This window comes from Amycolatopsis sp. AA4, assembly GCF_002796545.1.
GTDB lineage: Bacteria > Actinomycetota > Actinomycetes > Mycobacteriales > Pseudonocardiaceae > Amycolatopsis.
Genome location: NZ_CP024894.1, coordinates 1534896 through 1560072 on the forward strand (window position 1 = coordinate 1534896; position 25177 = coordinate 1560072).

The following is a 25177-nucleotide window of genomic DNA, read 5'->3' on the forward strand; positions in this document are numbered from 1 at the left end:
GCGGTCGCACCGGCAGGGTGAGACCGCCCCTTCCGGCACACACCAGGACACGCCCGGTCGGGTGCTCGTTCACCGGTTCAGGCTGCGAAGCGGGCAGACTGGAAGCCAGTGATCGGGGAAACTGCTTGAGGGAGTGGCCGTGTACCGGGTTTTCGAGGCACTCGACGAGCTCGTCACGATCGTCGAAGAGGCCCGTGGGGTTCCCATGACGTCCAGCTGCGTGGTGCCCCGCGGCGACGTCCTCGAGCTGCTCGACGACGTTCGCGACGCGCTTCCCGGCGAAGTGGACGACGCGCAGGACGTGCTCGACAAGCGCGACGACCTGCTGCTCGCCGCGCGCAAGGAGGCGGGGGAGACCGTCGCCGGCGCGAACGAGGAAGCCGAGCGGACCGTGTCGGACGCCACGTCCGAGGCCGAGCGCATTCTCGCCGACGCGCGCGCCCGCGCCGAGCAGATGCTGAGCGACGCGCACAACGAGGCCGAGCGCATGGTCGCCGGCGGGCAGGCCGAGTACCAGAACCTCACCGAACGATCCCGCGCCGAGTCCGAGCGGATGATCCAGGCCGGACGCGACGCCTACGACCGCGCGATCGAGGACGCCCGCGCCGAACAGGCCCGGCTCGTCTCGCAGACCGAGGTCGTGCAGGCCGCGCACGCCGAATCCGCCCGCATCGTCGACGAGGCGCACGCCGAGGCCGACCGCCAGCGCGCTGACTGCGACGCGTACGTGGACGGCAAGCTGGCCGAGTTCTCCGAGCTGCTGGCCACCACGCTGCGCACCGTCGACTCGGGCCGCAACCACCTGCGCTCGCCTTCGACCGGCCACGGCAGCGGTCGTTCGACGCTGTACGACTACCAGGTCTGACCTACCGCCTCGGGGTGTTCCGGCCGGTTGGGGCGGATGCTCGAGGCTGTCGGCGGGGCGAGCGCCCCAAAGTGGCATTGGGTGCGTCGGACGCACCCAATGTGGCGTTCGGTGCGTCGCATGCACCCAATGCCGCATTGGGGTGCGTGACCGGCGTGCATCCGGTACCGCCGGGCACCGCGGCCTCGTGCGTGCCGGTCACGGTTCCGGCCGCGATCGGCGCTCGCCAGGTCCGACCGCCTCGAACGAGGTTGCGGGGCCTGCGTACGCTGGTAGGCGATGTCCGAAAACCCTGCCCAGAACCCCCGCCCCGCGCAGCTCGACGACCGCAGCCCGTGGGTCGTCGACACCCGTGAGCTCGGCCGCCGCGCGGGACTCAGCCGGGAGCTGCGCCGCAGCGCGCCCGTGCCGACCTCGCTCGGCGTCCCCGGCGTGCTCGAAATCCGCGAGGGCGAGCCCGTCGAGCTCGACCTGATGCTCGAATCGGTCGTCGAGGGCGTCCTCGTCACCGGCACCGCCGCGGCGGTGGCCACCGGCGAGTGCTCGCGCTGCCTCGACCCGGTCACCGAGCACGTCGAGGTCGACCTGACCGAGCTGTTCGCCTACCCGGGCTCGGCCACCGAGGAGACCACCGACGAGGACGAGATCCCCCGCCTGGTGGACGACCGGATCGACCTCGAGCCGACCGTCCGCGACGCCGTGGTGCTGGCGCTTCCGCTCGCCCCGCTGTGCCGCGAGGACTGCCCCGGACTGTGCATCGAATGCGGCGTCAAGTGGGCCGATCTCGAGCCCGGACACGGGCATGAGAAGATAGACCCTCGGTGGGCCGCGCTGGTCGAGCGATTCGACGAGAACGCGGGCGAAAAGCCTGCGCACGGCTCCGGAGAGCAAGCCTGACGAGCGTCCAGCTCGATCCGGGAGAAAGCAAGTTCGCTCGCATCCGCGAGCAGACCGTTTGAAGGAGATCTACTCGTGGCCGTCCCGAAGCGGAAGATGTCGCGATCCAACACGCGCTCCCGCCGCAGCCAGTGGAAGGCGGCTCCGGTTCAGCTGGTGCCCTGCTCCAACCGCGCCTGCCGCCAGCCGAAAATCCAGCACGTCGCTTGCCCGGCTTGCGGCCAGCACAACGGCCGCCAGGTCGTCGAGCCCGCCTGAGCGGGCAGCCGACCATGGGGGGTAAGCCCGTCGGAGGACCCGCGGCCGATCCCGCATCGTTGCTCGAGGCGCTCGGGGTCGAACTCGACCCCGAGCTGCTCCGTCTTTCGCTCACCCATCGCTCGTACGCGTACGAGCACGGCGGCCTGCCGCCGAACGAGCGCCTGGAGTTCCTCGGAGACGCGGTGCTCGGCCTCGTCGTCACCGACCACCTCTACACCACCCACCCCGACCTGCCCGAGGGCCAGCTCGCGAAGCTGCGCGCCAGCGTCGTCAACATGCACGCGCTGGCCGGCGTCGCGCGCGGGCTCGGCGAGGGCGGGCTCGGGGCGCACCTGCTGCTGGGCAAGGGCGAAGAGCTCACCGGCGGCCGGGACAAGGCGAGCATCCTCGCCGACGGTCTCGAAGCCGTCATCGGCGCCACGTACCTCGCGCACGGCATCGAGGTCGCGCGCAAGCTCGTGCACCACCTCTTCGACGGGTTGCTGGCCGAGGCTCCGCTGCGCGGGGCTGGCCTCGACTGGAAGACCAGCCTGCAGGAGCTGACCGCCTCCGGGGGACTCGGCGTGCCCGAGTACCGCGTCGAGGACAGCGGTCCCGACCACCGCAAGGAATTCACCGCCACCGTGCTGGTGGCGGGCCGCGCGCTGGGCGAGGGCAACGGCACCACGAAGAAGGAAGCCGAGCAGAAGGCCGCGGAGACCGCCTGGCGGGCATTGTCGGAGGAACTCGGCACGGGCGACGACGCGAGCTGACGCGTTTCATTCTTCATCGGGGCTGGTTGGCGGTTCGCTGATCAGCCCCGTTTTTGTGCGGCGGGCCTGGCGTCGGTTCCGGTGGTCTGGGGGACTCGGTGCGGGCGGCGTGAGTTTCGCTCTTTGCCGGGGCTGGTTGGCGAGGTTTGCTGATCAGCCCCGTTTTTGTGCGGCGGGACCGGCTTCGACGGTGTCTGCTGGTTCTCGTGCCGCTGACCTGCGGATCCGGCAGGCCCCCGTACCGTCGGGCAGTTCCTGTCCGAGACCGGCTCTCGCGGGGTCTGAGCCCCTGGGCGCCGCACCCGGCCCGGAATTGTCGGTGGTGCCGGGCAGAATGTGGGCATGCCCGAACTACCCGAGGTCGAGACCGTCCGCGCCGGTCTCGAAGCGCACGTCGCCGGCCGTACCGTCCGGGCCGTCGAGGTGTTGCACGACCGTGCCATCCGGCGGCATGCCCAAGGGGCCGCCGACTTCACCGGACGGCTCGCCGGGGTCGCGATCGAGGCGGCCCGGCGGCGCGGCAAATACCTGTGGCTGGAACTGTCCGACGGCGAGGCGGTCCTGGCGCATCTCGGCATGAGCGGCCAGATGCTGGTGCAGCCGGAGGGCGCGCCGGACGAGAAACATCTGCGCGTCCGGGTGCGGTTCGCCGACGGCGGGCCGGAATTGCGGTTCGTCGACCAGCGGACGTTCGGCGGCCTTGCCTTGGACGAACTGGTCGTGGTGGACGGCGACAGTCTGCCGGGGACTATCGCGCACATCGCGCGGGATCCGATGGATCCGAAGTTCGATCCGGAGGCGGCGGTGCGTGCGCTGCGGTCGCGGCGGACCGAGGTGAAACGGGCGTTGCTGGACCAGACGCTGGTGTCCGGGGTCGGCAACATCTATGCCGACGAGGCGTTGTGGCGGTCCAAGCTGCATTGGTCGCGGCCGACCGAGAAGCTCACTGCCGCACAGGGGCGGACGTTGCTGTCCGCGGCTAGCGACGTGATGTCGGCGGCGCTGCTGGCGGGCGGGACGTCGTTCGATGCGCTTTACGTGAACGTGAACGGGGAGTCTGGGTATTTCGAGCGATCGCTCGATGCGTACGGGCAGGAAGGACTGCCGTGCCGTCGGTGCGGGTCGCCGATCCGGCGGGAGCCGTTCATGAATCGGTCGTCGTTTTCGTGTCCTAGGTGCCAGCGGCGGGCTCGGGCGGTTTAACCAGGCGAAGATCGACTGGCCAAGACCCGCGGGGAGGTCGGTGACGACCGACGTGCACAGGGTTCCCCGCCCTCCCGAGTATCCACTTTGGACGCTCAGTTGCAGAGCGTTGCGGGTGTGCGGCCATACCTGACCGTTCGTCTCGCGCTGACCTGGCAAAAAGGGGCACCGATACCGCCGGATGACCGCTCGCCGTGCGCACTACTGCGCTATGCGTGGTACCTTCTGTCGCGCAGGACCGGGGAAGGAACGCCGTGGAGATCAGTCAGCTGCTCAAGGGAGTGCTGGACCTGGCGGTCCTCGCGGTGCTGCGCGACGACGACGGGTACGGCTACGACGTGCTGCGAAGACTGCGCACCGCCGGCCTGGAGGAGGTCGGGGACGCATCGGTGTACGGCACGCTGCGGCGGCTGTACAAGGCGGGGTTGCTGACGTCGTATGTGGTTCCGAGCGAAGAAGGCCCGCACCGCAAGTACTACAGCTTGAACGACCGGGGCCGGGCGCGGCTCGCCGGATCGGCGCGCACGTGGCGCAGCTTTGCGTCCATTATGGACAGTTTGGTGGACGAGCGGGCCTGACCGCGCGGACACGCGGCACGAATCGGGGAGAGGCAGCATGAGCACGGACAAGCCGACGGCCGCGCGGGTGTACCTGTCGAGGGTGCGCACCGCGCTCGCGGACCTGCCCGCGAACGAGGTCGAGGAACTGCTCGAGGACGTCCGGCCGCAGCTGGCCGAGATGGAGGCGGAAGCCGGGGCGGCGGCGCGGGTCGAGGACCTCGTCGCGCGGCTCGGCACGCCGGAGAGCTACGCGGCCGAACTGCGCGCGTCCGGCGGCTACCCGCCCGCTCCGGCGGTCCCGGAAGCGGCGACCGAGGTCCTCCCGGCGGCGAAGCCGGGCCGGCTCGGGCCGCGGCTTGCCTTGTGGGGCTTGGTGTTCTGTGCGGCGGGGACCGCGATGGTCTCGTTCTACACCGCCGTCCGCTTCGATTCCCGGGCGCTGACCGGGATGCTCGTGCTGGCCCCGGTGTTCGCGGTGAGCGTGGCGTTCCTGCTGCTCCGCGGGGTCGACGCGCTGCGGGAGCTGCCGGAGGTGGTCCGCGCCCGGGCGGTGGTGAAGTCGATGCGCGAGGACCGGTCGGCCGACCGCGCGCTCACGTATCTCAACTCGCTGAAACCGGCGTGGTGGGTGGTCTGCGCGTTCGCGCTGCTGGCGTTCGGGCTGCTGCTGATGATCCGGGACCTGCACGCGGTCCTGCTGCTGCCGGTGCTGCTCGTCGGCGCGGGCCTGGTGATGTGGGCGGGCCCGCGGATCAAGGCCGACGGACGGATGCTGTGGATCGCGGTGCCGGTCTCGGCGTTCGTGGTGGGCAGCGCGTTTGGCGGCCTCGGCGCGGCGGTCAACCTCGTTCGGGACCGCACCTACTCGTCGAACTCGACCCCGACGTACGCCTCGTCGATGTACGAGGACGTCCACGGCAACGAGGCCCTGCGCTACGGCTCGCACGAACTGAGCAACCTGTACGTCTTCGACGCGAACGGCAAACCGCTCGAGAACGTCTACCTCTACGACGACCGCGGCCGCCCGCTCACGATCACGCGCTACGGCTGTGAGAAGGACAGCGGCGCGAGCCAGATGACCGGGCAGGACAACCAGTTCCCGCGCCCGAAGGTCGTCGAGGGAGTGCAGGACGACCACGGGAATGTCAACGGCTACAACGGTTATCGCGGCTATTGCCGAGAGGACGCGGGCGTGCCGTTCGCGGCGGTGATCCCGAAGGCTCCGGCGACCTCGGGGACTCCGGGGACGCCGGTTCCGCCGAGCAGCCCGGTCAAGCCCGCTCCGCCGACGAGGTAGCGCCGGTCGTGAGTGTTAACGCCGGTTAGAACCGGCATAGGCGCGCACGAGGAGTTGCCCAGTGCTGGACGCTCGGCAGGTTCGCGACCCTGTTCGACGATCGGGGGCTGGAAACGCTGGAGCTGGGCCTTGTTTTGGGGGGATTGGTCTCTCGCCGGACTCGTGGTCCTGAGCCTTTGAACGCGAAACCGGGCGCCCAGATCCGCGAACGGTCCGGGCGCCCGGGAGGCGAGTGCCGAAACTCAGTGGTTGAACGCGGAGCGCGCGGCCAGGTCCGCCAGCAGCTGGCGGCCCTTCTCGGCGTTGCGCGGCTGCGACAGCACGTCGTAGCGCTGCGCGACCAGCTGGCTTTGCGAGATGAACCCGCGCTTGTTGCGGTTCGCCGCGTAGCCCAGTGCGCCGAAGGCCACGTTGAACACGACACCGGCGGCCAGGCCGAGCACGATCGACAGCAGTCCGGCGGCCGGGTTGAGCATGCTCAGCACCAGGCCGAGGAACAGGCCGAACACCGCGCCGGACATGGCCGCGCTGCTGAGCATCCGGCTCCAGCTCATCTTGCCCGCGATGCGCTCCACCAGCATCGGCTGGACCCCGACGATCGTGACGTCGGTGACCGGGAAATCAGCGTGCGCGAGGTGGTCGACGGCCTGCTGGGCCTGTTCGTAGGACTCGTACGACCCGATCGGCCACCCGGTGGGCAGCGTCGGGAGCTGCGGCCGCGCCTGCTGCTGGCTGAACGTGGTCTGCGTGAATGCTTCAGTCATCCCTCTCACCTCTCTTGCCCGGTCCAACGCACGAGGCGGCGGATTTGGTCCCGGACGCACCGGATTCACAGTATCTTCTCAGCCGGGCAACCCGGACATAGCAGGCGCCGCGCGGGGGAGACCCGACAACCCGGCGGTTAAAGGTCTAAGAAAATACCTTTCAGTGGATTGACCCCGCCCCGGCCGCCGGGTAGGAAAGAGCCGCAAAGGACCTGATCCGAACCTTTGGGGCGATGCGATGGCGGCCAGGCGAGGAATGCTCACGCTCGAAGATCTCCGCGAACGGGTGACGGCCGGCACGATCGACACGGTGCTCGTCGCGCTCACCGACATGCAGGGGCGGCTCCAGGGCAAGCGCTGTTCGGCGGAGTACTTCCTCGAAGAGGTGGCCGGCCACGCGACCGAGGCGTGCAACTACCTGCTCGCGGTGGACGTCGACATGAACACCGTCGACGGCTACGACATCTCGTCCTGGCAGAGCGGCTACGGCGACTTCGTGCTCCGGCCGGATTTCGCGACACTGCGGGAGATTCCGTGGCAGGAGGGCACCGCGCTGGTGCTCGCGGACGTCGAGCGCGTGCAGGGCGGCCCGGTTTCCGTTTCGCCGCGCCAGGTGCTGCGCCGTCAGCTCGACCGGCTCGCCGAGCACGACCTGAAGGCGTACGTGGGCACCGAACTCGAGTTCATCGTGTTCGACGACTCCTACGAATCCGCGTGGGACAAGCGCTACCACGACCTCAGACCGTCCAATCAGTACAACGTCGACTACTCCATGCTCGGCACCGCGCGCATCGAGCCGCTGCTGCGCCGGATCCGCAACGGGATGGCGGGCGCGGGCCTGTACCCGGAGTCGGCGAAGGGCGAGTGCAACCCGGGTCAGCACGAGATCGCCTTCCGTTACGCCGAAGCGCTCGCGACCTGCGACAACCACGGCATCTACAAGAACGGCGCGAAGGAGATCGCCGCGCAGGAGGGCAAGAGCCTCACGTTCATGGCGAAGTACAACGAACGCGAGGGCAACTCCTGCCACATCCACCTGAGCCTTCGCAGCAAGTCCGGCGAAGCGGTTCTTCCCGGAGACGGCGAACACGGCTTCTCGAAGCTCATGCAGCACTTCCTCGCCGGACAGCTGGAAGCGTTGCGCGAGCTGACGTACTTCTTCGCCCCGAACATCAACTCCTACAAGCGTTACGTCCCTGGCAGCTTCGCGCCGACAGCGATCGCGTGGGGCACGGACAACCGTACGTGCGCGTTGCGCGTTGTCGGGCACGGTGACGGGTTGCGCGTCGAGAACCGCGTACCCGGCGGAGACGTGAACCCGTACCTCGCGGTCGCCGCTATGGTCGCTGCTGGGCTGTACGGGATTGAGAACGAACTGCCGTTGGAGCCTGAGTTCGTAGGCAACGCGTACGAGTCCGACAAGCCGACTGTGCCCGTTACGCTCGCCGAAGCGGCTGAAGTCCTCAAAGGCAGCCGTATCGCGCGAGATGCCTTCGGTGCCGATGTAGTTAACCATTACCTCAACGCCGCGCGGATCGAGCGCGAAGCGTACGAGCGAGCTGTGACCGATTGGGAGCGCATCCGTGGTTTCGAACGACTCTGACCCACCCGTCATCGGGCTCAGCACCTATTCGGAACAGGCGAAGTTCATGGCCTGGGACACCGAAGCGACGGTGCTGCACCGGGTGTACGCGGACTGTGTGGTCAAGGCGGGCGGGATACCAGTGCTGCTGCCGCCAGTGAGCACGCAGTACGACGCGCTCGTGCGACGCATCGACGGTCTCGTCCTCACCGGCGGCGCGGATGTCGAACCCAGCCGTTACGGCCAGGAGCCACACCCCGCGACGTACACGCGCGAAGAGCGCGACGCGTTCGAGTTCGGCCTGTTCGCGGCGGCGCGCGCGGCCGGAAAGCCGGTGCTGGGCGTGTGCCGCGGGCTGCAGGTGATGAGCGTCGCGCTCGGCGGCACCCTCACGCAGCACCTGCCGGAAACCCTGGGCGACGCAACGCATCAGCCCGCCCCGGCGACTTTCGGCACCAGCACGGTCACCCTGGTCGACGGCACGCGGGCGGCCGCGATTCTGGGCCAGGAAACGAAAGTCCAGTGTTACCACCATCAGGCGATTGACCGGCTTGGCTCCGGTTTGGTCGCGTCCGGCCACGCGGCGGACGGCACGATCGAGGCCGCGGAGCTGCCGGGGGAGTTCGTGCTCGGCGTGCAGTGGCATCCGGAGCAGGACGGCGCCGACGTCCGGTTGTTCGCCGCGCTGGTCAACGCCGCGCAGGAGGGGAAATGACGACGTTCGAGGTGCGCAATCCGGCGACCGCGGAAGTGGTGCGCCAGGTCGAGCTGACCACCGAGGCGGAGACTGACGCTGCCATCGCCCGCGCGCACGCCGCGTTCCCGGCCTGGCGGGCGATCGCCCCCGGCGATCGGGCGAGGCTGCTGCGCCGGTTCGCGGACGCGGTCGACGCCGACCTCGAACACCTCGCCCGGCTGGAGGTCGAGAACTCCGGGCACACCATCGGCAACGCCCGCTGGGAAGCGGGCAACGTGCGTGACCTGCTCGAATACTCCGCAGGCGCGCCGGAACGGTTGCTGGGCAAGCAAATCCCGGTCGACGGCGGCGTCAATGTGACCTTCCACGAGCCGCTGGGCGTGGTCGGCGTGATCGTGCCGTGGAACTTCCCGATGCCGATCGCGGGCTGGGGCTTCGCGCCGGCGCTCGCGGCGGGCAACACCGTCGTGCTCAAACCGGCCGAGCTGACTCCGCTGACCGCGCTGCGGCTGGCCGAACTCGCTCGCGAGGCGGGCATCCCCGAGGACGTCTTCCAGGTGCTGCCGGGCAAGGGATCCGTTGTCGGACAACGGTTTGTCACGCATCCGGCGGTGCGCAAGGTCGTGTTCACCGGCTCCACCGAGGTCGGCAAGCAGGTCATGGCGGGCTGCGCGGCGCAGGTGAAACGGGTGACGCTGGAGCTGGGCGGCAAGAACGCGAACATCGTGTTCGCCGACGCCGACCTGGAGAAGGCCGCGGCGACCGCGCCGTACGGGGTGTTCGACAATGCGGGGCAGGACTGCTGCGCGCGGTCGCTGATCCTGGTGCAGGACACCGTTTACGACCGGTTCCTCGAATTGCTGGAACCCGCCGTGCAGGGCGTGGTCGTGGGCGATCCGGGCGACGAGGCGACCGAGATGGGCCCGCTGATTTCCGCGGACCACCACGCCAAAGTCTCCTCTTATGTCACCGACCAGACGCCGGTCGCCTTCCGCGGCAGCGCGCCGTCCGGGCCGGGCTACTGGTTCGCGCCGACGGTCGTGCTCCCGCCGGGATTGGACGATCCGCTGGCCCGCGACGAGATCTTCGGCCCGGTCGTCGCGGTGGTCCGGTTCCGCGACGAAGCCGAGGCGGTGCGGATGGCCAACGACACCGAGTACGGCCTGTCGGGCTCGATCTGGACCCGCGACGTCGGCCGCGCCTTCCGGGTCGCGCGCGGCGTCGAATCCGGGAACCTGTCGGTGAATTCGCACTCCTCGGTCCGGTATTGGACGCCCTTCGGCGGCTTCAAGCAGTCCGGTCTCGGCCGCGAACTGGGCCCGGACGCCGCGGCCGCCTTCACCGAAACCAAGAACGTCTTTTTGAGCACGGAGGAATGAGCCACGATGGTGCAGCGTTTTGACGGCCGCGTCGCGGTGATCACCGGCGGGGCGAGCGGCATCGGCCTCGCCACCGCCAAACGACTGGCGAGCGAGGGCGCGAAGGTCGTGATCGGCGACGTCGCGCCGGAGCCGGGCAAGGCCGCCGCCGACGCGGTGGGCGGGGCCTTCGTCCAGGTCGACGTCACCGACGCGGACCAGGTCGAGGCCCTTTTCCAGACGACCGTCGACGAGTTCGGCGCGGTCGACGTCGCGTTCAACAACGCGGGCATCTCGCCGCCCGAGGACGACTCGATCCTCACCACCGGCATCGAAGCCTGGGAGAAGGTGCAGCGGGTCAACCTGACGTCGGTGTACCTGTGCTGCAAGGCGGTGCTGCCGCACATGCAGCGCCAGGGCCGCGGTTCGATCGTGAACACCGCGTCGTTCGTGGCTGTGATGGGGGCCGCGACGTCGCAGATTTCTTACACCGCCTCGAAAGGCGGCGTGCTCGCCATGACGCGCGAGCTGGGCGTGCAGTTCGCGCGCGAGAACATCCGGGTCAACGCGCTGTGCCCGGGGCCGGTCAACACTCCGTTGCTGAAGGAGCTGTTCGCGAAGGACCCGGAGCGCGCGGCTCGCCGTCTGGTGCACGTTCCGGTCGGCCGGTTCGCCGAACCGGAGGAGATCGCCGCCGCGGTGGCCTTCCTGGCGAGCGACGACGCCAGCTTCATCACCGCCGCGCAGTTCCTCGTCGACGGCGGCATCTCGGGCGCTTACGTGACCCCGCTGTGACCGTACGTGAGGGGAACCCTGACGGAATCAGAGTCAATGAGGGTTCCCCTCACGCACGTTCGGCAAGGGGGTGTGGCGTACCCCTGACGTTGTAGACTGGCGCGTGAAGCGGCAGGTAAGGTGGCCGCACCCACAATTGAACACAGGGCCGTTCGAGCCGGAGCGGGAGAGTCCCATGTCAGCAGTGGGACACCGAAGGAGCAAACTCCCCGGAATCTCTCAGGTAACCGCTACCGCTTTTGGCGAGGCCACTCTGGAAAGCAGGCGCACCCGCGCCTCACCCAAGGTGAAAGCCGTGCCGAGCGCGCGGTGAAACTCTCAGGTGCCCATGACAGAGGGGGAGTTCCCAGTGCACCGCCGCGCCCGGTGCCCGTCCCGAGGAGCTCCCATCACCTCCACCCCCTTCGACACCCGCCACATCGGTCCCGGCGAGGCCGAGCGGGCGAAGATGCTCGCCGAATGCGGCTACGGAAGCCTGGACGCCCTCGTGGAAGCGGCGGTGCCGACCGCCATCCGCACGGCCGGTGACCTGGCGCTTCCCGCGCCCGCGTCCGAGGAAGAGGCCACCGCCGAGCTGCGCGCGCTCGCCGCGCGCAACCGGCCGATGACGCAGATGATCGGCCTCGGCTACTCCGACACCGTCACGCCGGGCGTGATCCGCCGCAACGTGCTGGAGAACCCGGCCTGGTACACCGCGTACACGCCGTACCAGCCGGAGATCTCGCAGGGCCGTCTCGAAGCGCTGCTGAACTTCCAGACCGCGGTGTCCGACCTGACCGGGCTGGCGATCGCCAACGCCTCGATGCTCGACGAGTCCACCGCGGCCGCCGAGGCGATGACGCTGATGCGCCGCGCGTCGAAGTCGAAGTCCAATGTGGTCGTTCTCGACGCCGAGTGCCTCCCGCAGACCATCGAGGTCGTGCGGACGCGCGCCGCCGGCCTCGGCATCGACGTGCAGGTGCGCGACCTGCTCACCGGGCTGCCCGAGGAGCTCTTCGGCGTCATCGTGCAGTACCCCGGCGCCTCCGGCGTGCTGCGCGGCCGCGGTTTCTACCACGCGGTTTCCGAAGCGGCGAAGGCCGCGGGCGCGCTGTACACGGTCGCTGCCGACCTGCTCGCGCTCACCTTGATCGCCGCGCCCGGCGAGTTCGGCGCGGACGTCGCCGTCGGTTCGACGCAGCGCTTCGGCGTGCCGCTGGGCTACGGCGGTCCGCACGCCGGGTACATGGCGGTGCGCGCGGGCCTGGAGCGGTCGCTGCCGGGCCGGCTCGTGGGCGTGTCCGTGGACGCGGACGGCAACACTGCGTACCGCCTGGCGCTGCAGACGCGCGAGCAGCACATCCGTCGCGAGAAGGCGACCTCCAACATCTGTACCGCGCAGGTGCTGCCCGCGGTGCTCGCGGCGATGTACGCGGTCTACCACGGTCCCGAGGGGCTGAAGGCGATCGCGACGCGGGTTCACGAACTCGCTGCTGGTCTCGCGAACGCGCTGCGCGCCGGTGGCGTCGAGGTCGCGCACGAGGCCTTCTTCGACACTGTCGTCGCGAAGGTGCCCGGCCGCGCGGCTGAGGTGCACGTGGCTGCGCGCGAGGCGGGGATCAACCTCGGCCACATCGACGCCGACCACGTCCGCATCGCCTGCGACGAGGTCACGCGTCCCGACACGCTCGCGAAGGTGCTTCGCGCCTTCGGCGTCGACAGTGCGTGGGAAGCCGCGCAGGCGCTGCCGAACGGTCTCGTCCGCGAGAGCGGCTACCTGACGCACGAGGTGTTCAACTCCCACCGGTCCGAAACGTCGATGCTGCGTTACCTGCGCCGCCTCGCCGACCAGGACTTCGCGCTCGACCGCGGGATGATCCCGCTCGGCTCGTGCACGATGAAGCTCAACGCCACCACCGAAATGGAGCCGATCAGCTGGCGCGAGTTCGCGGGCATCCACCCGTTCGCGCCGGCCGAGGACGCCGAGGGCTACCACGAGCTGGTCCGCCAGCTGTCCGGCTGGCTCGCCGAGGTCACCGGCTACGACCAGGTGTCGCTGCAGCCGAACGCGGGCAGCCAGGGCGAACTCGCCGGGCTGCTGGCCATCCGCGCCTACCACCGGGCGAACGGCCAGCCCGAGCGCGACGTCTGCCTGATCCCGTCGTCCGCGCACGGCACCAACGCCGCGTCCGCGGTGCTCGCCGGCATGCGCGTGGTCGTCGTCAAGTGCACCGACGAGGGCAACGTCGACCTGGAAGACCTGCAGTCCAAAGTGGACCTGCACAGTGCCGACCTCGCCGCGATCATGGTCACCTACCCGTCCACCCACGGCGTCTACGAGCACGGCATCGAGCGGCTCGCCAAGATCGTGCACGACGGCGGCGGCCAGGTGTACGTCGACGGCGCGAACCTCAACGCGCTGCTGGGCCTGGCGAAGCCGGGCGAGTTCGGCGGCGACGTCTCGCACCTGAACCTGCACAAGACCTTCTGCATCCCGCACGGCGGCGGCGGTCCCGGCGTCGGCCCGGTCGCGGCGCGCGAGCACCTCGCGCCGTACCTGCCGAACCACCCGCTGCTCGCGCAGGCCGGACCGGACACCGGCGTCGGCCCGATCAGCGGCGCGCCCTACGGTTCGGCGTCGATCCTGCCGATCTCCTGGGCGTACGTGCGGATGATGGGCGCGCCCGGGCTCACCGAGGCCACCAAGGTCGCGGTGCTCGCGGCCAACTACATCGCCGCCCGGCTCGCCCCGCACTACCCGGTGCTCTACACCGGCCAGGACGGCCTGGTCGCGCACGAGTGCATCCTCGACCTGCGCGGCATCACCAAGGAAACCGGCGTGACCGTGGACGACGTCGCGAAGCGGCTCATCGACTACGGCTTCCACGCGCCCACCATGTCCTTCCCGGTCGCGGGCACGCTCATGGTCGAGCCGACCGAGAGCGAGGACCTGGCCGAGATCGACCGGTTCTGCGAGGCGATGATCGCCATCCGGCACGAGATCGACGAGGTCGCCGCCGGTCGCTGGACCGCCGAGACGAGCCCGCTGCGCGGCGCGCCGCACACCGCGTCGTCGATCGCCGGCGAGTGGACCGCCGACTACGACCGCGAGCTGGCCGTGTACCCGGTCGGCGTGGCGCGCAAGACCAAGTACTGGCCGCCGGTGCGGCGGATCGACGGGGCGCGCGGCGACCGCAACCTCGTCTGCTCCTGCCCGCCCCTCGACGCGTACGACGCGTGAGCGCGACCTCCGCTCGCGACAACGAAAGGCTTCCTGTGACGGAAACCCCCCTGCACCAGGTCCATAAGGATCTCGGCGCGCTGTTCACCGATTTCGCCGGCTGGTCGATGCCGGTGCGCTACGCCAGCGAACTGGCCGAGCACAAGGCTGTGCGCGAGGCGGCCGGGCTGTTCGACCTGTCGCACATGGCCGAGATCCACGTCCGCGGGCCGCAGGCCGCCGACGTGCTCGACTACGCGCTGGTCGGCAACCTGACCGGCGTGAAGCCGGGCCGCGCCCGCTACACGATGATCTGCGACGCCGACGGCGGCGTGCTGGACGACCTGGTCGTCTACCGGCTCGCCGACGAGGAGTACCTGGTCGTGGCCAACGCGGGCAACGCCACCGTGGTCGCGGACGCGCTGGCCGAGCGGGTCGCCGGATTCGACGCGGTGGTGGACAACCGGTCCGCGGACACCGCGCTGATCGCGGTGCAGGGCCCGAAGGCGGTCGACGTGCTCGCCGCGGTGACCGACGCCGACCTCGCCGCGCTGAAGTACTACGCGAGCATGCCCGCCGTCGTGAAGGGCCACGAGGTCCTGCTGGCCCGCACCGGCTACACCGGCGAGGACGGCTTCGAGCTGTTCGTGCCCGCGGCGGAGGCGCCGGCGTTGTGGGCGCTGCTGACCGAGGCCGGTCAGGAGCACGGCCTGGTCCCGTGTGGGCTCGCCTGCCGCGACACGCTGCGGCTGGAAGCCGGGATGCCGTTGTACGGCAACGAACTCAGCCGCGAGCTGAACCCGTTCGCCGCCGGTCTCGGCCGGGTCGTGAAGTTCGAGAAGCCGGGCGACTTCGTGGGCCGCGCGGCCCTGGAGGAGCTGAAGAAGGCCGACGTCCCGCGCGTGCGGGTCGGCCTGCGCGGCACCGGCCGCCGCGCCCCGCGGCACGGGTACGCCGTGCTGTCCGGGGACGCCACTATCGGGGAGATCACCAGCGGCGCGCTGTCGCCGACGCTGGGCTACCCGATCGCCATGGCGTATGTAGACCGGGAGCACGCCGAGCCCGGCACCGCGCTGTCCGTCGACATCCGGGGCCGCGTCGAGCCGGTCGAGGTCGTCGCCCTGCCCTTCTACTCCCGAGCCTGAAAAGGACCCCCAGCTGTGAGCATCCCCCAGAACCTGTCCTACACGAAGGAACACGAGTGGCTGTCGGTCTCCGACGGCGTCGCGACGGTGGGCATCACCGCGTTCGCGGCCGGTTCGCTCGGCGACATCGTGTTCGTGCAGCTGCCCGGCGTCGGCGACACCGTCACCGCGGGCGAGGTGTTCGGCGAGGTCGAGTCGACGAAATCGGTCAGCGAGCTGTACTCGCCGGTGAGCGGCGAGGTGGTGGCGGTGAACGAGACCACATCGGACACCCCCGAGGTCATCAACTCCGACCCGTACACCGAAGGATGGCTGCTGAAGGTGCGGCTCTCGGGCGACGTCCCGGAGCTGCTCGACGCGTCCGCGTACGCCGAGCTGACCCAGGAGAACTGATGACCTCCCCGTTCGACGCCCACCTGTCCGAAGCGGACCCGGAGGTCGCCGCCGCGGTGGCCGCGGAGCTGGACCGCCAGCAGTCGACGCTCGAGATGATCGCCTCGGAGAACTTCGCCCCGGTCGGCGTGCTCGAGGCGCAGGGCTCGGTGCTGACCAACAAGTACGCCGAGGGCTATCCGGGCCGCCGCTACTACGGCGGCTGCGAGCACGTCGACGTCGTCGAGCAGCTCGCGATCGACCGGGCCAAAGCGCTGTTCGGCGCGGAGCACGCCAACGTGCAGCCGCACTCGGGCGCGCAGGCCAACGCGGCGGCGATGTTCGCGGTGCTGAAGCCGGGCGACACGATCCTCGGCCTCGACCTCGCGCACGGCGGCCACCTGACGCACGGGATGAAGATCAACTTCTCCGGCAAGCTGTACAACGTGGTCGCCTACCACGTCGACAAGGAGACCGGGATCGTCGACGTCGCCGAGATCGAGCGGCTGGCGGTCGAGCACAAGCCGAAGCTGATCGTCGCCGGCTGGTCGGCCTACCCGCGCCAGCTCGACTTCGCCGAGTTCCGCCGGATCGCCGACCTCGTCGACGCCAAGCTCATGGTCGACATGGCGCACTTCGCCGGTCTCGTGGCCGCCGGGCTGCACCCGTCGCCGGTGCCGCACGCGGACATCGTCACGACCACCACGCACAAGACCCTCGGCGGCCCGCGCGGCGGCCTGATCCTGTGCCGCCAGGAGCTGGCGAAGAAGATCAACTCGGCGGTGTTCCCCGGCCAGCAGGGCGGTCCGCTGGAGCACGTGATCGCGGCCAAGGCCGTGGCGCTGAAGATCGCCGCGACCGACGGGTTCCGCGAGCGCCAGGAGCGCACCCTGGAAGGCGCGAAGATCCTCGCCGACCGGCTGTCGCGCACCGACTGCGCCGAGGCGGGCGTCCGCGTCCTCACCGGCGGCACCGACGTGCACCTGGTGCTGGTCGACCTGGTGAACTCCGAGCTCAACGGCCAGGAGGCGGAGGACCGGCTGCACTCGGTCGGGATCACCGTCAACCGCAACGCGGTGCCGTTCGACCCGCGTCCGCCGATGGTCACCTCCGGCCTGCGGATCGGCACCCCGGCGCTGGCCACCCGCGGTTTCGGCGCCGAGGACTTCACCGAGGTCGCCGACATCATCGCCGAGACGCTGAAACCGGACTTCGACGAGGCCGCCCAGCAGGCGCTGCGGGGTCGCGTGGAGCTGCTGGCCAAGAAGCACCCGCTGTACGCGGACCTGAGCCGATGAGCGCGCAGCCCGAGGGGCGGAAGTTGTTGCGGCTTGAGGTGCGCAACAGCGAGACGCCGATCGAGAAGAAGCCGTCGTGGATCAAGACGCGGGTGCGGATGGGGCCGGAGTTCACCGAACTCAAGGGCCTGGTTCGCCGCGAAGGCCTCCACACCGTGTGTGAAGAGGCCGGGTGTCCCAACATCTACGAATGCTGGGAGGACCGCGAGGCCACGTTCCTGATCGGTGGTGACCAGTGCACGCGGCGCTGCGATTTCTGTCAGATCGACACCGGGAAACCCGCTGCGCTGGATCGCACGGAGCCGCGGAAGGTCGCGGAATCGGTGCAGGCCATGGGTCTGCGGTACTCGACGATCACCGGTGTCGCCCGCGATGACCTGGCCGACGGCGGTGCGTGGCTGTACGCGGAGACGGTGCGGCAGATCCACGCGCTCAACCCGGGCACCGGTGTCGAGCTGTTGATTCCGGACTTCAACGCCGAACCCGACCAGTTGGCCGAGGTGTTCGGGTCGCGGCCGGAGGTGCTGGCGCACAACGTGGAGACCGTGCCGCGGATCTTCAAGCGGATCCGCCCCGGCTTCCGCTACGCCCGCTCCCTGGACGTGATCACCCAGGCGCGTGCGGCGGGGTTGGTGACGAAGTCGAACCTGATCCTCGGGATGGGCGAGACGCCGGAAGAGGTCACCGTCGCGTTGCAGGATCTCTTCGACGCTGGGTGCGAGATCATCACGATCACCCAGTACCTGCGGCCCTCGCCGCGGCATCACCCGGTGGACCGGTGGGTCAAGCCGGAGGAGTTCGTGGAGCACGCGAAAACCGCCGAGGCGATCGGGTTCCCGGGCGTGATGGCGGGCCCCCTGGTGCGGTCCTCGTACCGCGCCGGACGGCTCTACGCCCAGACCAAGGCACACCGCGGCGAGGAACTGCCGGAGAACCTCGCTCACCTGACCGCCGAAGGGCCGGCGGCCCAAGAAGCCAGCAGCGTGCTGGCGAGGAACTAAGAGAAGGGGCGGATCAATGGCGATCAGCGTCTTCGACCTGTTTTCGATCGGCATCGGGCCGTCGAGTTCCCACACGGTCGGCCCGATGCGGGCGGCCAAGACCTTTGTGGACGGTCTGGTCGAGGACGGCGTGCTGGAAACGGTCGCGCGGGTGCAGGCCGAGTTGTTCGGCTCCCTCGGCGCGACCGGATTCGGGCACGGCAGCGACAAGGCGGTGCTGCTCGGGCTTTCCGGGGAGCGGCCGGAGGAAATCGACACCGACACGGTGCCCGCCAAGGTGGCGGCGATCCGCGAGTCCGGACGGCTGGCGGTCGGCGGGACGCATTCGGTGGCGTTCGCCGAGGACACCGACCTGCCGATGCACCGGCGGAAGTCCCTGCCCGCGCATCCGAACGGGATGGTGTTCCGGGCGTTCGCTTCCGACGGTTCGCTGCTGCGGGAACGGACGTACTACTCGGTCGGCGGCGGATTCGTGCGGGACGAGTCGTACGAGACCGACCCGGTGTTCGTGGAGGACTCCACGCCGGTGCCGTATCCGTTCCGCACCGGGGCGGACCTGCTGAAGCATTGCGCGGACACCGGGCTTCCGGTCAGCGAGATCATGCTGCGGAACGAGCTTTCCTGGCGCAGCCGCGAGGAGGTTCGGGACGGACTGCTGCAGATCTGGGAGGTGATGGCCGAGTGCGTGCGGAACGGGTACACGCACGAGGGTGTGCTGCCTGGCGGCCTGAAGGTGCCTCGGCGGGCCAAATCGTTGCACGACAAGCTGCTCGCTGAAGACGGCGCGGACGACCCGTTGTACGCGATGGACTGGGTCAGCCTGTACGCGCTCGCGGTCAACGAGGAAAACGCCGCGGGCGGTCGCGTGGTCACTGCTCCGACCAACGGCGCGGCGGGGATCATCCCGGCGGTTTTGCACTACTACCAACGGTTTGTGCGCGGATCTTCGGACGACGGCATCGTCACCTTCCTGCTCACCGCGGGAGCGATCGGCTCGATCCTCAAGCAGACCGGCTCGATCTCGGGCGCCGAGGTCGGCTGCCAGGGCGAGGTCGGTTCGGCCTCGGCGATGGCTGCTGCCGGATTGACGGAGGTCCTGGGCGGGTCGCCTGCTCAGGTCGAGAACGCGGCCGAGATCGGGGTCGAACACCACCTCGGCTTGACGTGCGACCCGGTCGGCGGGCTGGTGCAGATCCCGTGCATCGAGCGCAACGCGGTCGGCGCGTCGAAGGCGATCCATGCGGCCCGAATGGCGATGCGCGGCGACGGCAGCCACGTGGTGACGCTGGACAAGGCGATCAAGACCATGCGCGAGACCGGCGCGGACATGTCGGTGAAGTACAAGGAGACCGCGCGCGGCGGACTCGCCGTGAACGTCATCGAGTGCTGATTTTCGGTCCGTGAAGGACTCCTTGAGGGAATCAGATTCCCTCAAGGAGTCCTTCACGGCGTTTCGGGGTGGCGAGGCGCAGGCCCAGTTCCATCAGCCACCAGCCGAGTCGTTGCCGGGCGGGCTCGCGTCTTATCGGCGTAGAGCGCACCCCCGCGGCAAGCAATTCGTCTTGCCGGGCGGCGGCGTATTCGGGCAGGAACGGGTGCATCAGGATTCCCCCTCTGGCATGGTTTCGGCGGACGAGCGCGGGAACGCCGCCCACTGCGTGATCACCGACTCGTCGCCGGGGCGGGCCGGGCGGCGGTAGCGCTCGATCACCGCCTCGATTTCGTCGATCATCTGGCGGGTTTCGGCCACCGTGAGAGGCAGCATGGTGCTGCTCAGCGTCGAGCTGTCGCGCCATTCGTGGGCCCAGCGCGGCAGTTCGGCGACGAACCGCGATTGTTCGCGATAGCGCTGATCCACGTGGTGGTGCAGGAAAGCCATGAGCGATCCGGCCATCTCCGGCTGGTGCACGAAGTCCGCCGCGCTCATCCGGGTCGAATCCTGCGCCGCTTTCCACCAGCGTTCGCGCTTCGAGCCCCGGCCGGAATCCTCCACGACCAACCCGGTTTCGGCGAGTTGCCGCAGGTGCCACGACGTGGTGCCGGAGCTTTCCCCGACGCGTTTGGCCAGCCCGGTCGCGGTGGCCGGGCCGTCGAGGGTCAGCAGGTCCAGCAGTTCCATCCGCAGCGGATGCGCCAGCGCGCGCAGGGTTTGCGCGTCGATCTGGCGAGTGCGGCGTGCGTCGGGCATGCCTCGTACTCTAGACCGCAGAGAACTCTTTGCAAAGACTTCTCTGCAATCAGGCAGCATAGAATCGGACAGGTGGAGTCGACCTCGGTGGTGAGCGCGAACGCGGCCCTGTTCCGGCCGGTGCGGGCCGGGAACGCCTTCGAGGAGACCGTCGAGCGGCTGTTGCAGGCGATCCGGCTCGGCGTCGTCGGCGCGGGGGACCGGCTGCCGTCGGAACGCGAGCTGGCCGAACGGCTCGGGGTCAGCCGCGTGACGCTGCGGGAGGCGATTCGCGCGCTGGCCGACGCGGGCTACGTCGAGTCGCGGCGCGGGCGGTACGGCGGCACGTTCGTGAACGAGAAACTGCCGGAGCCCGCGGAACGCGCGGTCGGCGAGGTGGACGCGGCCGGGCTGGAAGACGCGCTGTGCCTGCGCCACGTGCTGGAGACCGGTGCCGCGGAGGCGGCCGCGGCGCGCACGTTGAGCCCGGCCGATCGGCAGCATCTGACCGGCACGCTCGCGGAAGCGGCGGCGGCCGATCTCGCCGACTACCGGCGCAAGGATTCGCGGCTGCACCTGGCGATCGCCGAGGTCACCGCGTCCGCGTCGCTGACCAGCACGGTCGCCGACGCGCGCACGAGGGTCAACCAGCTGCTGGACCGGATCCCGCTGCTCGAACCCAACCTGGAGCATTCGAACGCGCAGCACGAGGCGATCGTCGACGCGATCCTGGCCGGCGATCCGGTGGCCGCGCGGCAGGCGATGGCCGAGCACATCGAGGGCACGGCGTCGCTGTTGCGCGCCTTCCTCTCGTGATCAATTCACGGACTCGGCAGAACCTTGCCACTGGTTCAGCCGTCCTCCATTCGTGGAGTCAGCCCCGGAGAGTGACCAATCCGTTGGTGTCCGCCGCACGTGGCGCCGCATCCGCAGGGGTGCGTACTACCTGACCGGATTCGCGGTCGGCGTGCCGCTGATCGCGTTCTGGATCGCCTACCTGCTGCTGGACGTGCGCAGCCCGCAGGACGTCCTCGCCTCGCTCGGCAAAACCGTCACGCTGAAGTACGCCGACGGCAGCGAACTGCTGCGCGTCGTGCCGGCGGGCGGCGACCGCCGGTACGTGCCGTTCGACCAGATCCCGCAGAAGCTGCGCGACGCGATCGTCGCCACCGAGGACCCGACGTTCTGGGAAAACTCCGGTTTCGACCCGACCGGCATCGGCCGCGCGTTCCTGACCGGCGTCGGCGGCGGGTCCGGGATCACGCAGCAGTACATCAAGAAATCGACCGGCGACGAGGATTCGACGCTCTCCCGGAAAATGCAGGAACTCGTGCTCGCCACGAAGATCACCCAGGAGCAGAGCAAGGAACAGATCTTCGAGAGCTACGTCAACATCATCTCCTTCGGCCGCAACACTTTCGGACCTGCCGCGGCGATGAACGCGTTCTTCGGCCGTCCGCTCGACAACAGCCTCACCTGGAGCGAGGCGGCGTTCCTGGCCGGGATGATCCAGTCGCCGTCGGTGCACGATCCGGCGGTGTCCGGCGACGAGCACGCGGCGAAACGGTGGCAGTACGTGCGCGACAAGCTGGTCGAACGCGGCTATGTGAAGAACGCCGACGGCATGGCTTATCCGGGCGCGGAGATCAAACCGCCCGCGGAGACGCGGGTGAGCCTGAGCTACGACCAGTACCACCTCAAACAGCGAGTGCTCACCGAACTGGAGACGGCCGGCTTCTCGCTTTCCCGGCTGCAGCAAGGAAATCTGACTGTCCAGACCACGCTGGACCCCGGCCTGCAGAACGCCGCGCACGCCGCGCTGGGCGACCGGTTGAAGGGCGAGCCAGCGGAATTGCGCGGCGCGCTGGTGGCGGTCGATCCGACGAACGGTGCGGTGCGCGCGTACGACGGCGGCAACAACGGCGTCCGGGATTACGCGGCAACCGGGCACGCGCTCGGCTCCGCGTTCTACCCGTTCACCGCGGCGGCCGGATTGAAAAACGGGATGTCGCTGGACGAGAAAGTGGCTGCTCCCCGGGAGATTCAGTACCTCGGCGAGAAATTCGACTATCCGCCGAAGTGCCCGCAATCGTGCACCTTGCGCAGCGCGTTGACCTCAGGCGCGGACACGCCGTTCATCACGGTCTCCAAGAAGATCGGCGTCGACGAGGTGAGCGCGGCGGCCCGTGCGGCGGGGATCCCGGACGAGGTGGACGGCGCGCCGACCATGCGCGAGCAGGACGGCGTCACGATCGGCTCGGGCATCGTCGTCGGCCGGTACCCGATGCGGCCGCTCGACGTGGCCGGAGCGTACGCGACCTACGCCGCCAACGGCACGCGCGCGCCGGTGCACCTGGTGGACAAGGTGCTCGACCGGTCCGGGAAAGTCGTGTGGCAGCACGAAAACCAGCCGGTCTCCGCCGTTCCGGAGCAGGTCGCGCAGGACGTGACTTCGGCGTTGCGGACGAGTTTGCCGGACGGTCGCGCGGCGGCCCTGCGCACCGGCGAGTTCGAGCGCGGCAACTCGCGCGACAACCAGGACGCCTGGGCAGTCGGCTACACGCCCCAACTGGCGACGGCGGTATGGCTGGGCTCCGACGACAACCGCAAGCTGCTCGACGGGGACGGCAAGAAGGTGACGGGTTCGTCGATCCCGGCGGACGTGTGGCGGTCGTTCATGGCCCGCTGAATCAGGCCGCCCGGCGGCTGACCTTCGGGATCACCATCGGGCTCCCGCTCTCCGGGCATTCCATCACCCGGCACGGCAGCTCGAAGATCCGCTCGACGTTCTCCGCCGTCACGACCTCCTCCGGCGTCCCGGTGGCCAGCACCTTCCCGTCGCGCATCGCGATCAGGTGGGTCGCGTACCGGGCCGCGTGGTTGAGGTCGTGCAGCACCGCGACGAGCGTGCGGCCCTGTTCGCTGTGCAGGGTCGCGCAGAGGTCGAGGATGTCGAGCTGGTGCGCGATGTCCAGGTACGTCGTCGGTTCGTCGAGCAGCAGCAGGTCGGTCTGCTGGGCCAGCGCCATCGCCATCCAGACGCGCTGGCGCTGCCCGCCGGACAGTTCGTCGACCATCCGCTCGGCGAGGTCGTCGACGCCGGTCGCGCGCATCGCATCGGCGACCACGGTCGCGTCCTCGCGGGACCATTGGCGCAGCAGTTTCTGGTGCGGGTACCGGCCGCGCGCGACGAGGTCGGACACGGTGATCCCGTCCGGCGCGATCGAGCTTTGCGGCAGCAGGCCGAGCCGTCGCGCGACCTCCTTCGCGCCGTAGCTGGAGATCACCTCGCCGTCCAGGTAGACCGAGCCCGCGCGCGGCTTGAGCATCCGGGCGAGCGCGCGCAGCAGCGTCGTCTTTCCGCAGGCGTTGGGGCCGACGATGACCGTGAACGACTTGTCCGGGATGACCACGCCGAGCCGTTCGGCGACCGTGCGGCCGTCGTAGGCCAGCGTCAGGTCCTCGGCGTGCAGGCGGGTGTCTTCGCGCGTCAGTGTCACACAGGTAAGGCTAACCTAGTGACCCCCGTTCGGGGAGTTCCGCGGGTCGCGTTAGCGACCAGTGACCGGCCGGTGCCATGATGCGTCCGGGAGAATCCCGGCAGAGCGAGGGTGGGATGGACGACTACCGCGTCGTCGCGGACGAACTCGCCGCCGACATCGAAGCCGGCCGGCTGCGCCCGGGCGACCGGCTGCCGCCGCAGCGCCGGTTCGCGCGCGACCGCGGCATCGCCGGGTCCACCGCGGCCCGCGTGTACGGCGAACTCGTCCGCCGCGGACTGGCGGTCGGCGAGGTGGGCCGGGGGACTTTCGTGCGCGCGGCGAAGCCCGGGCCCGAACCGGCGCTGTCCGAACCCGGCGACGCGCGCGTGGACCTCGAACTCAACTTCGCCGTCCTGCCAAGCCAATCGGCCAAACTGGCGCGAGCGCTCGAACCCGTCCTGCGCGCGGACGTCTTCACCGACGCCCTGCACCCACTCGGCGCGGCGGGCACGAAAGCGGTCCGCGAGGCGGCGGTCGCGATGCTCGCTCGCGGGTCGTGGACGCCGGATCCGGACCAGGTCCTGGTCGCGGGCAACGGGCGGCAGGGCATCGCGGCCGCGCTGGCCGCGTTCGTGCCGACCGGTGAGCGGCTGGCGGTCGAATCCCTGACGTATCCGGTGGTCAAAGCCGCGGCGACCCGGCTCGGCATCGAGCTGGTGCCGATCGAAACCGACGCGCACGGCCTGGTCCCGGCCGCACTCGCGGCGAGCGCCCCGGTGCGCGCGCTCTACGTCCAGCCGACCCTGCACAACCCGCTCGGCACCACGATGCCGCCGCCGCGCCGCGCCGAACTGGCCGAGACCGTCCGCGCGCTGGACCTGCCGGTGATCGAGGACGGCATCTACACGTTCCTCCGCCCGGACACCGAACCGCTCGCCGCGCTGATGCCGGAGCGCACGGTTTTCGTGGACAGCCTGTCGAAACGCGTCGCGCCCGGGCTCACGGCCGGGTTTCTCGTGGTGCCGCCGCCGTGGGTCCCGCGGCTGGCGAGCGCGATCCGGTCCGGCGGCTGGTCGGCGTCGCGGTTCTCCGTGGAAGCCGCGCGGCGATGGATCACCGGCGGCGTGCTGGCGGAGGTCGAAGCGGCGAAACGCGCGGACGCCCGGACGCGGGCGCGGATCGTCGCCGAACGGCTGGCGGGCTTCCAGGTGTGCGGCGACGCCTCGGCTTACCACCGGTGGTGGGTGCTGCCGGACCAGTGGCGGGCCGAGACCTTCGTGGCGGCCGCCGCTCGCCGGGGGATCGCGTTGTCCCCGGCGGCGGCGTTCTCGGTGGTGCCGGGGCACGCGCCGAACGCGGTGCGGATCGCGGTGTCCGCACCTTCCGAGGAGACGTTGGCGAGCGCGCTGGACGTGCTGGCCGGGCTGGCTTCCGGGTCGCCGGACGACCTGCTGGTGGACTCGTGAGTGTTCACGCCGGTTA

At 69.8% G+C, this 25177-nt stretch carries 24 protein-coding genes and 1 riboswitch; of the genes, 20 read left to right on the forward strand and 4 right to left on the reverse strand.

Annotation, left to right across the window (positions count from 1 at the left end):
* The first annotated feature begins 139 nt into the window (after positions 1 to 139).
* The 7 genes from CU254_RS07320 (at position 140) to CU254_RS07355 (ending at position 5835) form a co-directional block, all read left to right on the forward strand.
* The gene (locus CU254_RS07320) at positions 140 to 865 is read left to right on the forward strand and encodes a DivIVA domain-containing protein (RefSeq protein WP_037716741.1); all 726 of its coding nucleotides are present in this window, start codon (positions 140 to 142) and stop codon (positions 863 to 865) included.
* A 279-nt stretch (positions 866 to 1144) separates the two neighbouring features.
* Positions 1145 to 1762, forward strand: coding sequence for a DUF177 domain-containing protein (locus tag CU254_RS07330; protein ID WP_009074207.1), 618 nt, complete (start codon positions 1145 to 1147; stop codon positions 1760 to 1762).
* A 75-nt stretch (positions 1763 to 1837) separates the two neighbouring features.
* Positions 1838 to 2020, forward strand: coding sequence for a 50S ribosomal protein L32 (gene rpmF, locus CU254_RS07335; protein ID WP_009074209.1), 183 nt, complete (start codon positions 1838 to 1840; stop codon positions 2018 to 2020).
* 14 nt (positions 2021 to 2034) lie between these two features.
* Positions 2035 to 2775 carry a ribonuclease III gene (gene rnc, locus CU254_RS07340; RefSeq protein ID WP_009074211.1) on the forward strand — a complete coding sequence of 247 codons (741 nt, stop codon included), beginning with the start codon at positions 2035 to 2037 and terminating at the stop codon, positions 2773 to 2775.
* 342 nt (positions 2776 to 3117) lie between these two features.
* Positions 3118 to 3978 (forward strand): bifunctional DNA-formamidopyrimidine glycosylase/DNA-(apurinic or apyrimidinic site) lyase, encoded by an 861-nt coding sequence (gene mutM / locus CU254_RS07345; protein ID WP_009074213.1) that lies wholly within the window; start codon positions 3118 to 3120, stop codon positions 3976 to 3978.
* Between the two features lie 254 nt (positions 3979 to 4232).
* Positions 4233 to 4556 carry a PadR family transcriptional regulator gene (locus CU254_RS07350; RefSeq protein WP_037712861.1) on the forward strand — a complete coding sequence of 108 codons (324 nt, stop codon included), beginning with the start codon at positions 4233 to 4235 and terminating at the stop codon, positions 4554 to 4556.
* 37 nt (positions 4557 to 4593) lie between these two features.
* Complete coding sequence (locus CU254_RS07355; RefSeq protein WP_009074216.1) at positions 4594 to 5835, forward strand: hypothetical protein; 1242 nt, start codon at positions 4594 to 4596, stop codon at positions 5833 to 5835.
* Between the two features lie 242 nt (positions 5836 to 6077).
* On the opposite strand, the gene CU254_RS07360 is transcribed toward CU254_RS07355, so the two are convergent.
* Positions 6078 to 6599, reverse strand: coding sequence for a general stress protein (locus CU254_RS07360; RefSeq protein WP_009074217.1), 522 nt, complete (start codon positions 6597 to 6599; stop codon positions 6078 to 6080).
* A gap of 256 nt (positions 6600 to 6855) precedes the next feature.
* Here CU254_RS07360 and CU254_RS07365 point away from each other — a divergent pair, with 256 nt between their 5' ends.
* The 10 genes from CU254_RS07365 to CU254_RS07410 all read left to right on the forward strand — a co-directional run bounded on the left by CU254_RS07365 (position 6856) and on the right by CU254_RS07410 (position 19436).
* Complete coding sequence (locus CU254_RS07365; protein WP_037712866.1) at positions 6856 to 8202, forward strand: glutamine synthetase family protein; 1347 nt, start codon at positions 6856 to 6858, stop codon at positions 8200 to 8202.
* Entirely contained in the window at positions 8183 to 8896 is a 714-nt protein-coding gene (locus CU254_RS07370; protein WP_009074219.1) for a gamma-glutamyl-gamma-aminobutyrate hydrolase family protein, read from the forward strand. The genes CU254_RS07365 and CU254_RS07370 overlap by 20 nt, the downstream gene beginning before the upstream one ends.
* Positions 8893 to 10257, forward strand: a complete 1365-nt coding sequence (locus tag CU254_RS07375; RefSeq protein WP_009074220.1) for an aldehyde dehydrogenase — start codon at positions 8893 to 8895, stop codon at positions 10255 to 10257. Before CU254_RS07370 ends, CU254_RS07375 begins: the two co-directional genes overlap by 4 nt.
* A 6-nt stretch (positions 10258 to 10263) precedes the next feature.
* Positions 10264 to 11031, forward strand: a complete 768-nt coding sequence (locus CU254_RS07380) for a 3-oxoacyl-ACP reductase (protein WP_009074222.1) — start codon at positions 10264 to 10266, stop codon at positions 11029 to 11031.
* A 243-nt stretch (positions 11032 to 11274) separates the two neighbouring features.
* Positions 11275 to 11376, forward strand: a riboswitch (glycine riboswitch).
* Positions 11360 to 14251 (forward strand): aminomethyl-transferring glycine dehydrogenase, encoded by a 2892-nt coding sequence (gene gcvP / locus CU254_RS07385; protein WP_009074223.1) that lies wholly within the window; start codon positions 11360 to 11362, stop codon positions 14249 to 14251. It overlaps the preceding riboswitch by 17 nt.
* A 35-nt stretch (positions 14252 to 14286) precedes the next feature.
* Complete coding sequence (gene gcvT / locus CU254_RS07390) at positions 14287 to 15375, forward strand: glycine cleavage system aminomethyltransferase GcvT (protein WP_037712869.1); 1089 nt, start codon at positions 14287 to 14289, stop codon at positions 15373 to 15375.
* Positions 15376 to 15390: 15 nt separating this feature from the next.
* On the forward strand, positions 15391 to 15768 hold the full coding sequence (gcvH, locus tag CU254_RS07395; RefSeq protein ID WP_009074225.1) for a glycine cleavage system protein GcvH: 378 nt from the start codon (positions 15391 to 15393) through the stop codon (positions 15766 to 15768).
* Positions 15768 to 17045, forward strand: coding sequence for a serine hydroxymethyltransferase (gene glyA, locus CU254_RS07400; RefSeq protein WP_037712871.1), 1278 nt, complete (start codon positions 15768 to 15770; stop codon positions 17043 to 17045). The genes gcvH and glyA overlap by 1 nt, the downstream gene beginning before the upstream one ends.
* A complete protein-coding gene (gene lipA / locus CU254_RS07405; RefSeq protein ID WP_009074227.1) occupies positions 17042 to 18046 on the forward strand; it encodes a lipoyl synthase in 1005 nt (334 codons plus the stop codon). Before glyA ends, lipA begins: the two co-directional genes overlap by 4 nt.
* 16 nt (positions 18047 to 18062) lie before the next feature.
* Positions 18063 to 19436 (forward strand): L-serine ammonia-lyase, encoded by a 1374-nt coding sequence (locus CU254_RS07410; RefSeq protein ID WP_009074228.1) that lies wholly within the window; start codon positions 18063 to 18065, stop codon positions 19434 to 19436.
* Between the two features lie 31 nt (positions 19437 to 19467).
* Here CU254_RS07410 and CU254_RS42915 read toward each other — a convergent pair whose 3' ends face one another.
* Entirely contained in the window at positions 19468 to 19647 is a 180-nt protein-coding gene (locus CU254_RS42915) for a hypothetical protein (RefSeq protein ID WP_158687998.1), read from the reverse strand.
* A complete protein-coding gene (locus CU254_RS07415; RefSeq protein ID WP_009074229.1) occupies positions 19647 to 20234 on the reverse strand; it encodes a helix-turn-helix domain-containing protein in 588 nt (195 codons plus the stop codon). The genes CU254_RS42915 and CU254_RS07415 overlap by 1 nt, the downstream gene beginning before the upstream one ends.
* 72 nt (positions 20235 to 20306) lie before the next feature.
* Here CU254_RS07415 and CU254_RS07420 point away from each other — a divergent pair, with 72 nt between their 5' ends.
* Both CU254_RS07420 and CU254_RS07425 read left to right on the forward strand, forming a co-directional pair.
* Positions 20307 to 21029, forward strand: a complete 723-nt coding sequence (locus tag CU254_RS07420) for a FadR/GntR family transcriptional regulator (RefSeq protein ID WP_009074230.1) — start codon at positions 20307 to 20309, stop codon at positions 21027 to 21029.
* A gap of 52 nt (positions 21030 to 21081) precedes the next feature.
* On the forward strand, positions 21082 to 22902 hold the full coding sequence (locus tag CU254_RS07425) for a transglycosylase domain-containing protein (RefSeq protein ID WP_009074232.1): 1821 nt from the start codon (positions 21082 to 21084) through the stop codon (positions 22900 to 22902).
* A 1-nt stretch (position 22903) separates the two neighbouring features.
* Here the strand turns inward: CU254_RS07425 and CU254_RS07430 are convergent, their stop codons facing one another.
* Positions 22904 to 23713, reverse strand: coding sequence for an ABC transporter ATP-binding protein (locus CU254_RS07430; protein ID WP_009074234.1), 810 nt, complete (start codon positions 23711 to 23713; stop codon positions 22904 to 22906).
* A gap of 116 nt (positions 23714 to 23829) precedes the next feature.
* Here CU254_RS07430 and CU254_RS07435 point away from each other — a divergent pair, with 116 nt between their 5' ends.
* Positions 23830 to 25161, forward strand: a complete 1332-nt coding sequence (locus tag CU254_RS07435) for a PLP-dependent aminotransferase family protein (protein WP_037712872.1) — start codon at positions 23830 to 23832, stop codon at positions 25159 to 25161.
* Positions 25162 to 25177: the final 16 nt, after the last annotated feature.

Bases quoted from the DNA above. Each gene is read 5' to 3' on its own strand.
- CU254_RS07330 (WP_009074207.1), top strand. From the start codon at position 1,145: ATGTCCGAAAACCCTGCCCAGAACCCCCGCCCCGCGCAGCTCGACGAC.
- rnc (WP_009074211.1), top strand. From the start codon at position 2,035: ATGGGGGGTAAGCCCGTCGGAGGACCCGCGGCCGATCCCGCATCGTTG.
- mutM (WP_009074213.1), top strand. From the start codon at position 3,118: ATGCCCGAACTACCCGAGGTCGAGACCGTCCGCGCCGGTCTCGAAGCG.
- CU254_RS07355 (WP_009074216.1), top strand. From the start codon at position 4,594: ATGAGCACGGACAAGCCGACGGCCGCGCGGGTGTACCTGTCGAGGGTG.
- CU254_RS07360 (WP_009074217.1), bottom strand. From the start codon at position 6,599: ATGACTGAAGCATTCACGCAGACCACGTTCAGCCAGCAGCAGGCGCGG.
- CU254_RS07365 (WP_037712866.1), top strand. From the start codon at position 6,856: ATGCTCACGCTCGAAGATCTCCGCGAACGGGTGACGGCCGGCACGATC.
- CU254_RS07375 (WP_009074220.1), top strand. From the start codon at position 8,893: ATGACGACGTTCGAGGTGCGCAATCCGGCGACCGCGGAAGTGGTGCGC.
- CU254_RS07380 (WP_009074222.1), top strand. From the start codon at position 10,264: ATGGTGCAGCGTTTTGACGGCCGCGTCGCGGTGATCACCGGCGGGGCG.
- gcvP (WP_009074223.1), top strand. From the start codon at position 11,360: ATGACAGAGGGGGAGTTCCCAGTGCACCGCCGCGCCCGGTGCCCGTCC.
- glyA (WP_037712871.1), top strand. From the start codon at position 15,768: ATGACCTCCCCGTTCGACGCCCACCTGTCCGAAGCGGACCCGGAGGTC.
- lipA (WP_009074227.1), top strand. From the start codon at position 17,042: ATGAGCGCGCAGCCCGAGGGGCGGAAGTTGTTGCGGCTTGAGGTGCGC.
- CU254_RS07410 (WP_009074228.1), top strand. From the start codon at position 18,063: ATGGCGATCAGCGTCTTCGACCTGTTTTCGATCGGCATCGGGCCGTCG.
- CU254_RS42915 (WP_158687998.1), bottom strand. From the start codon at position 19,647: ATGCACCCGTTCCTGCCCGAATACGCCGCCGCCCGGCAAGACGAATTG.
- CU254_RS07415 (WP_009074229.1), bottom strand. From the start codon at position 20,234: ATGCCCGACGCACGCCGCACTCGCCAGATCGACGCGCAAACCCTGCGC.
- CU254_RS07435 (WP_037712872.1), top strand. From the start codon at position 23,830: ATGGACGACTACCGCGTCGTCGCGGACGAACTCGCCGCCGACATCGAA.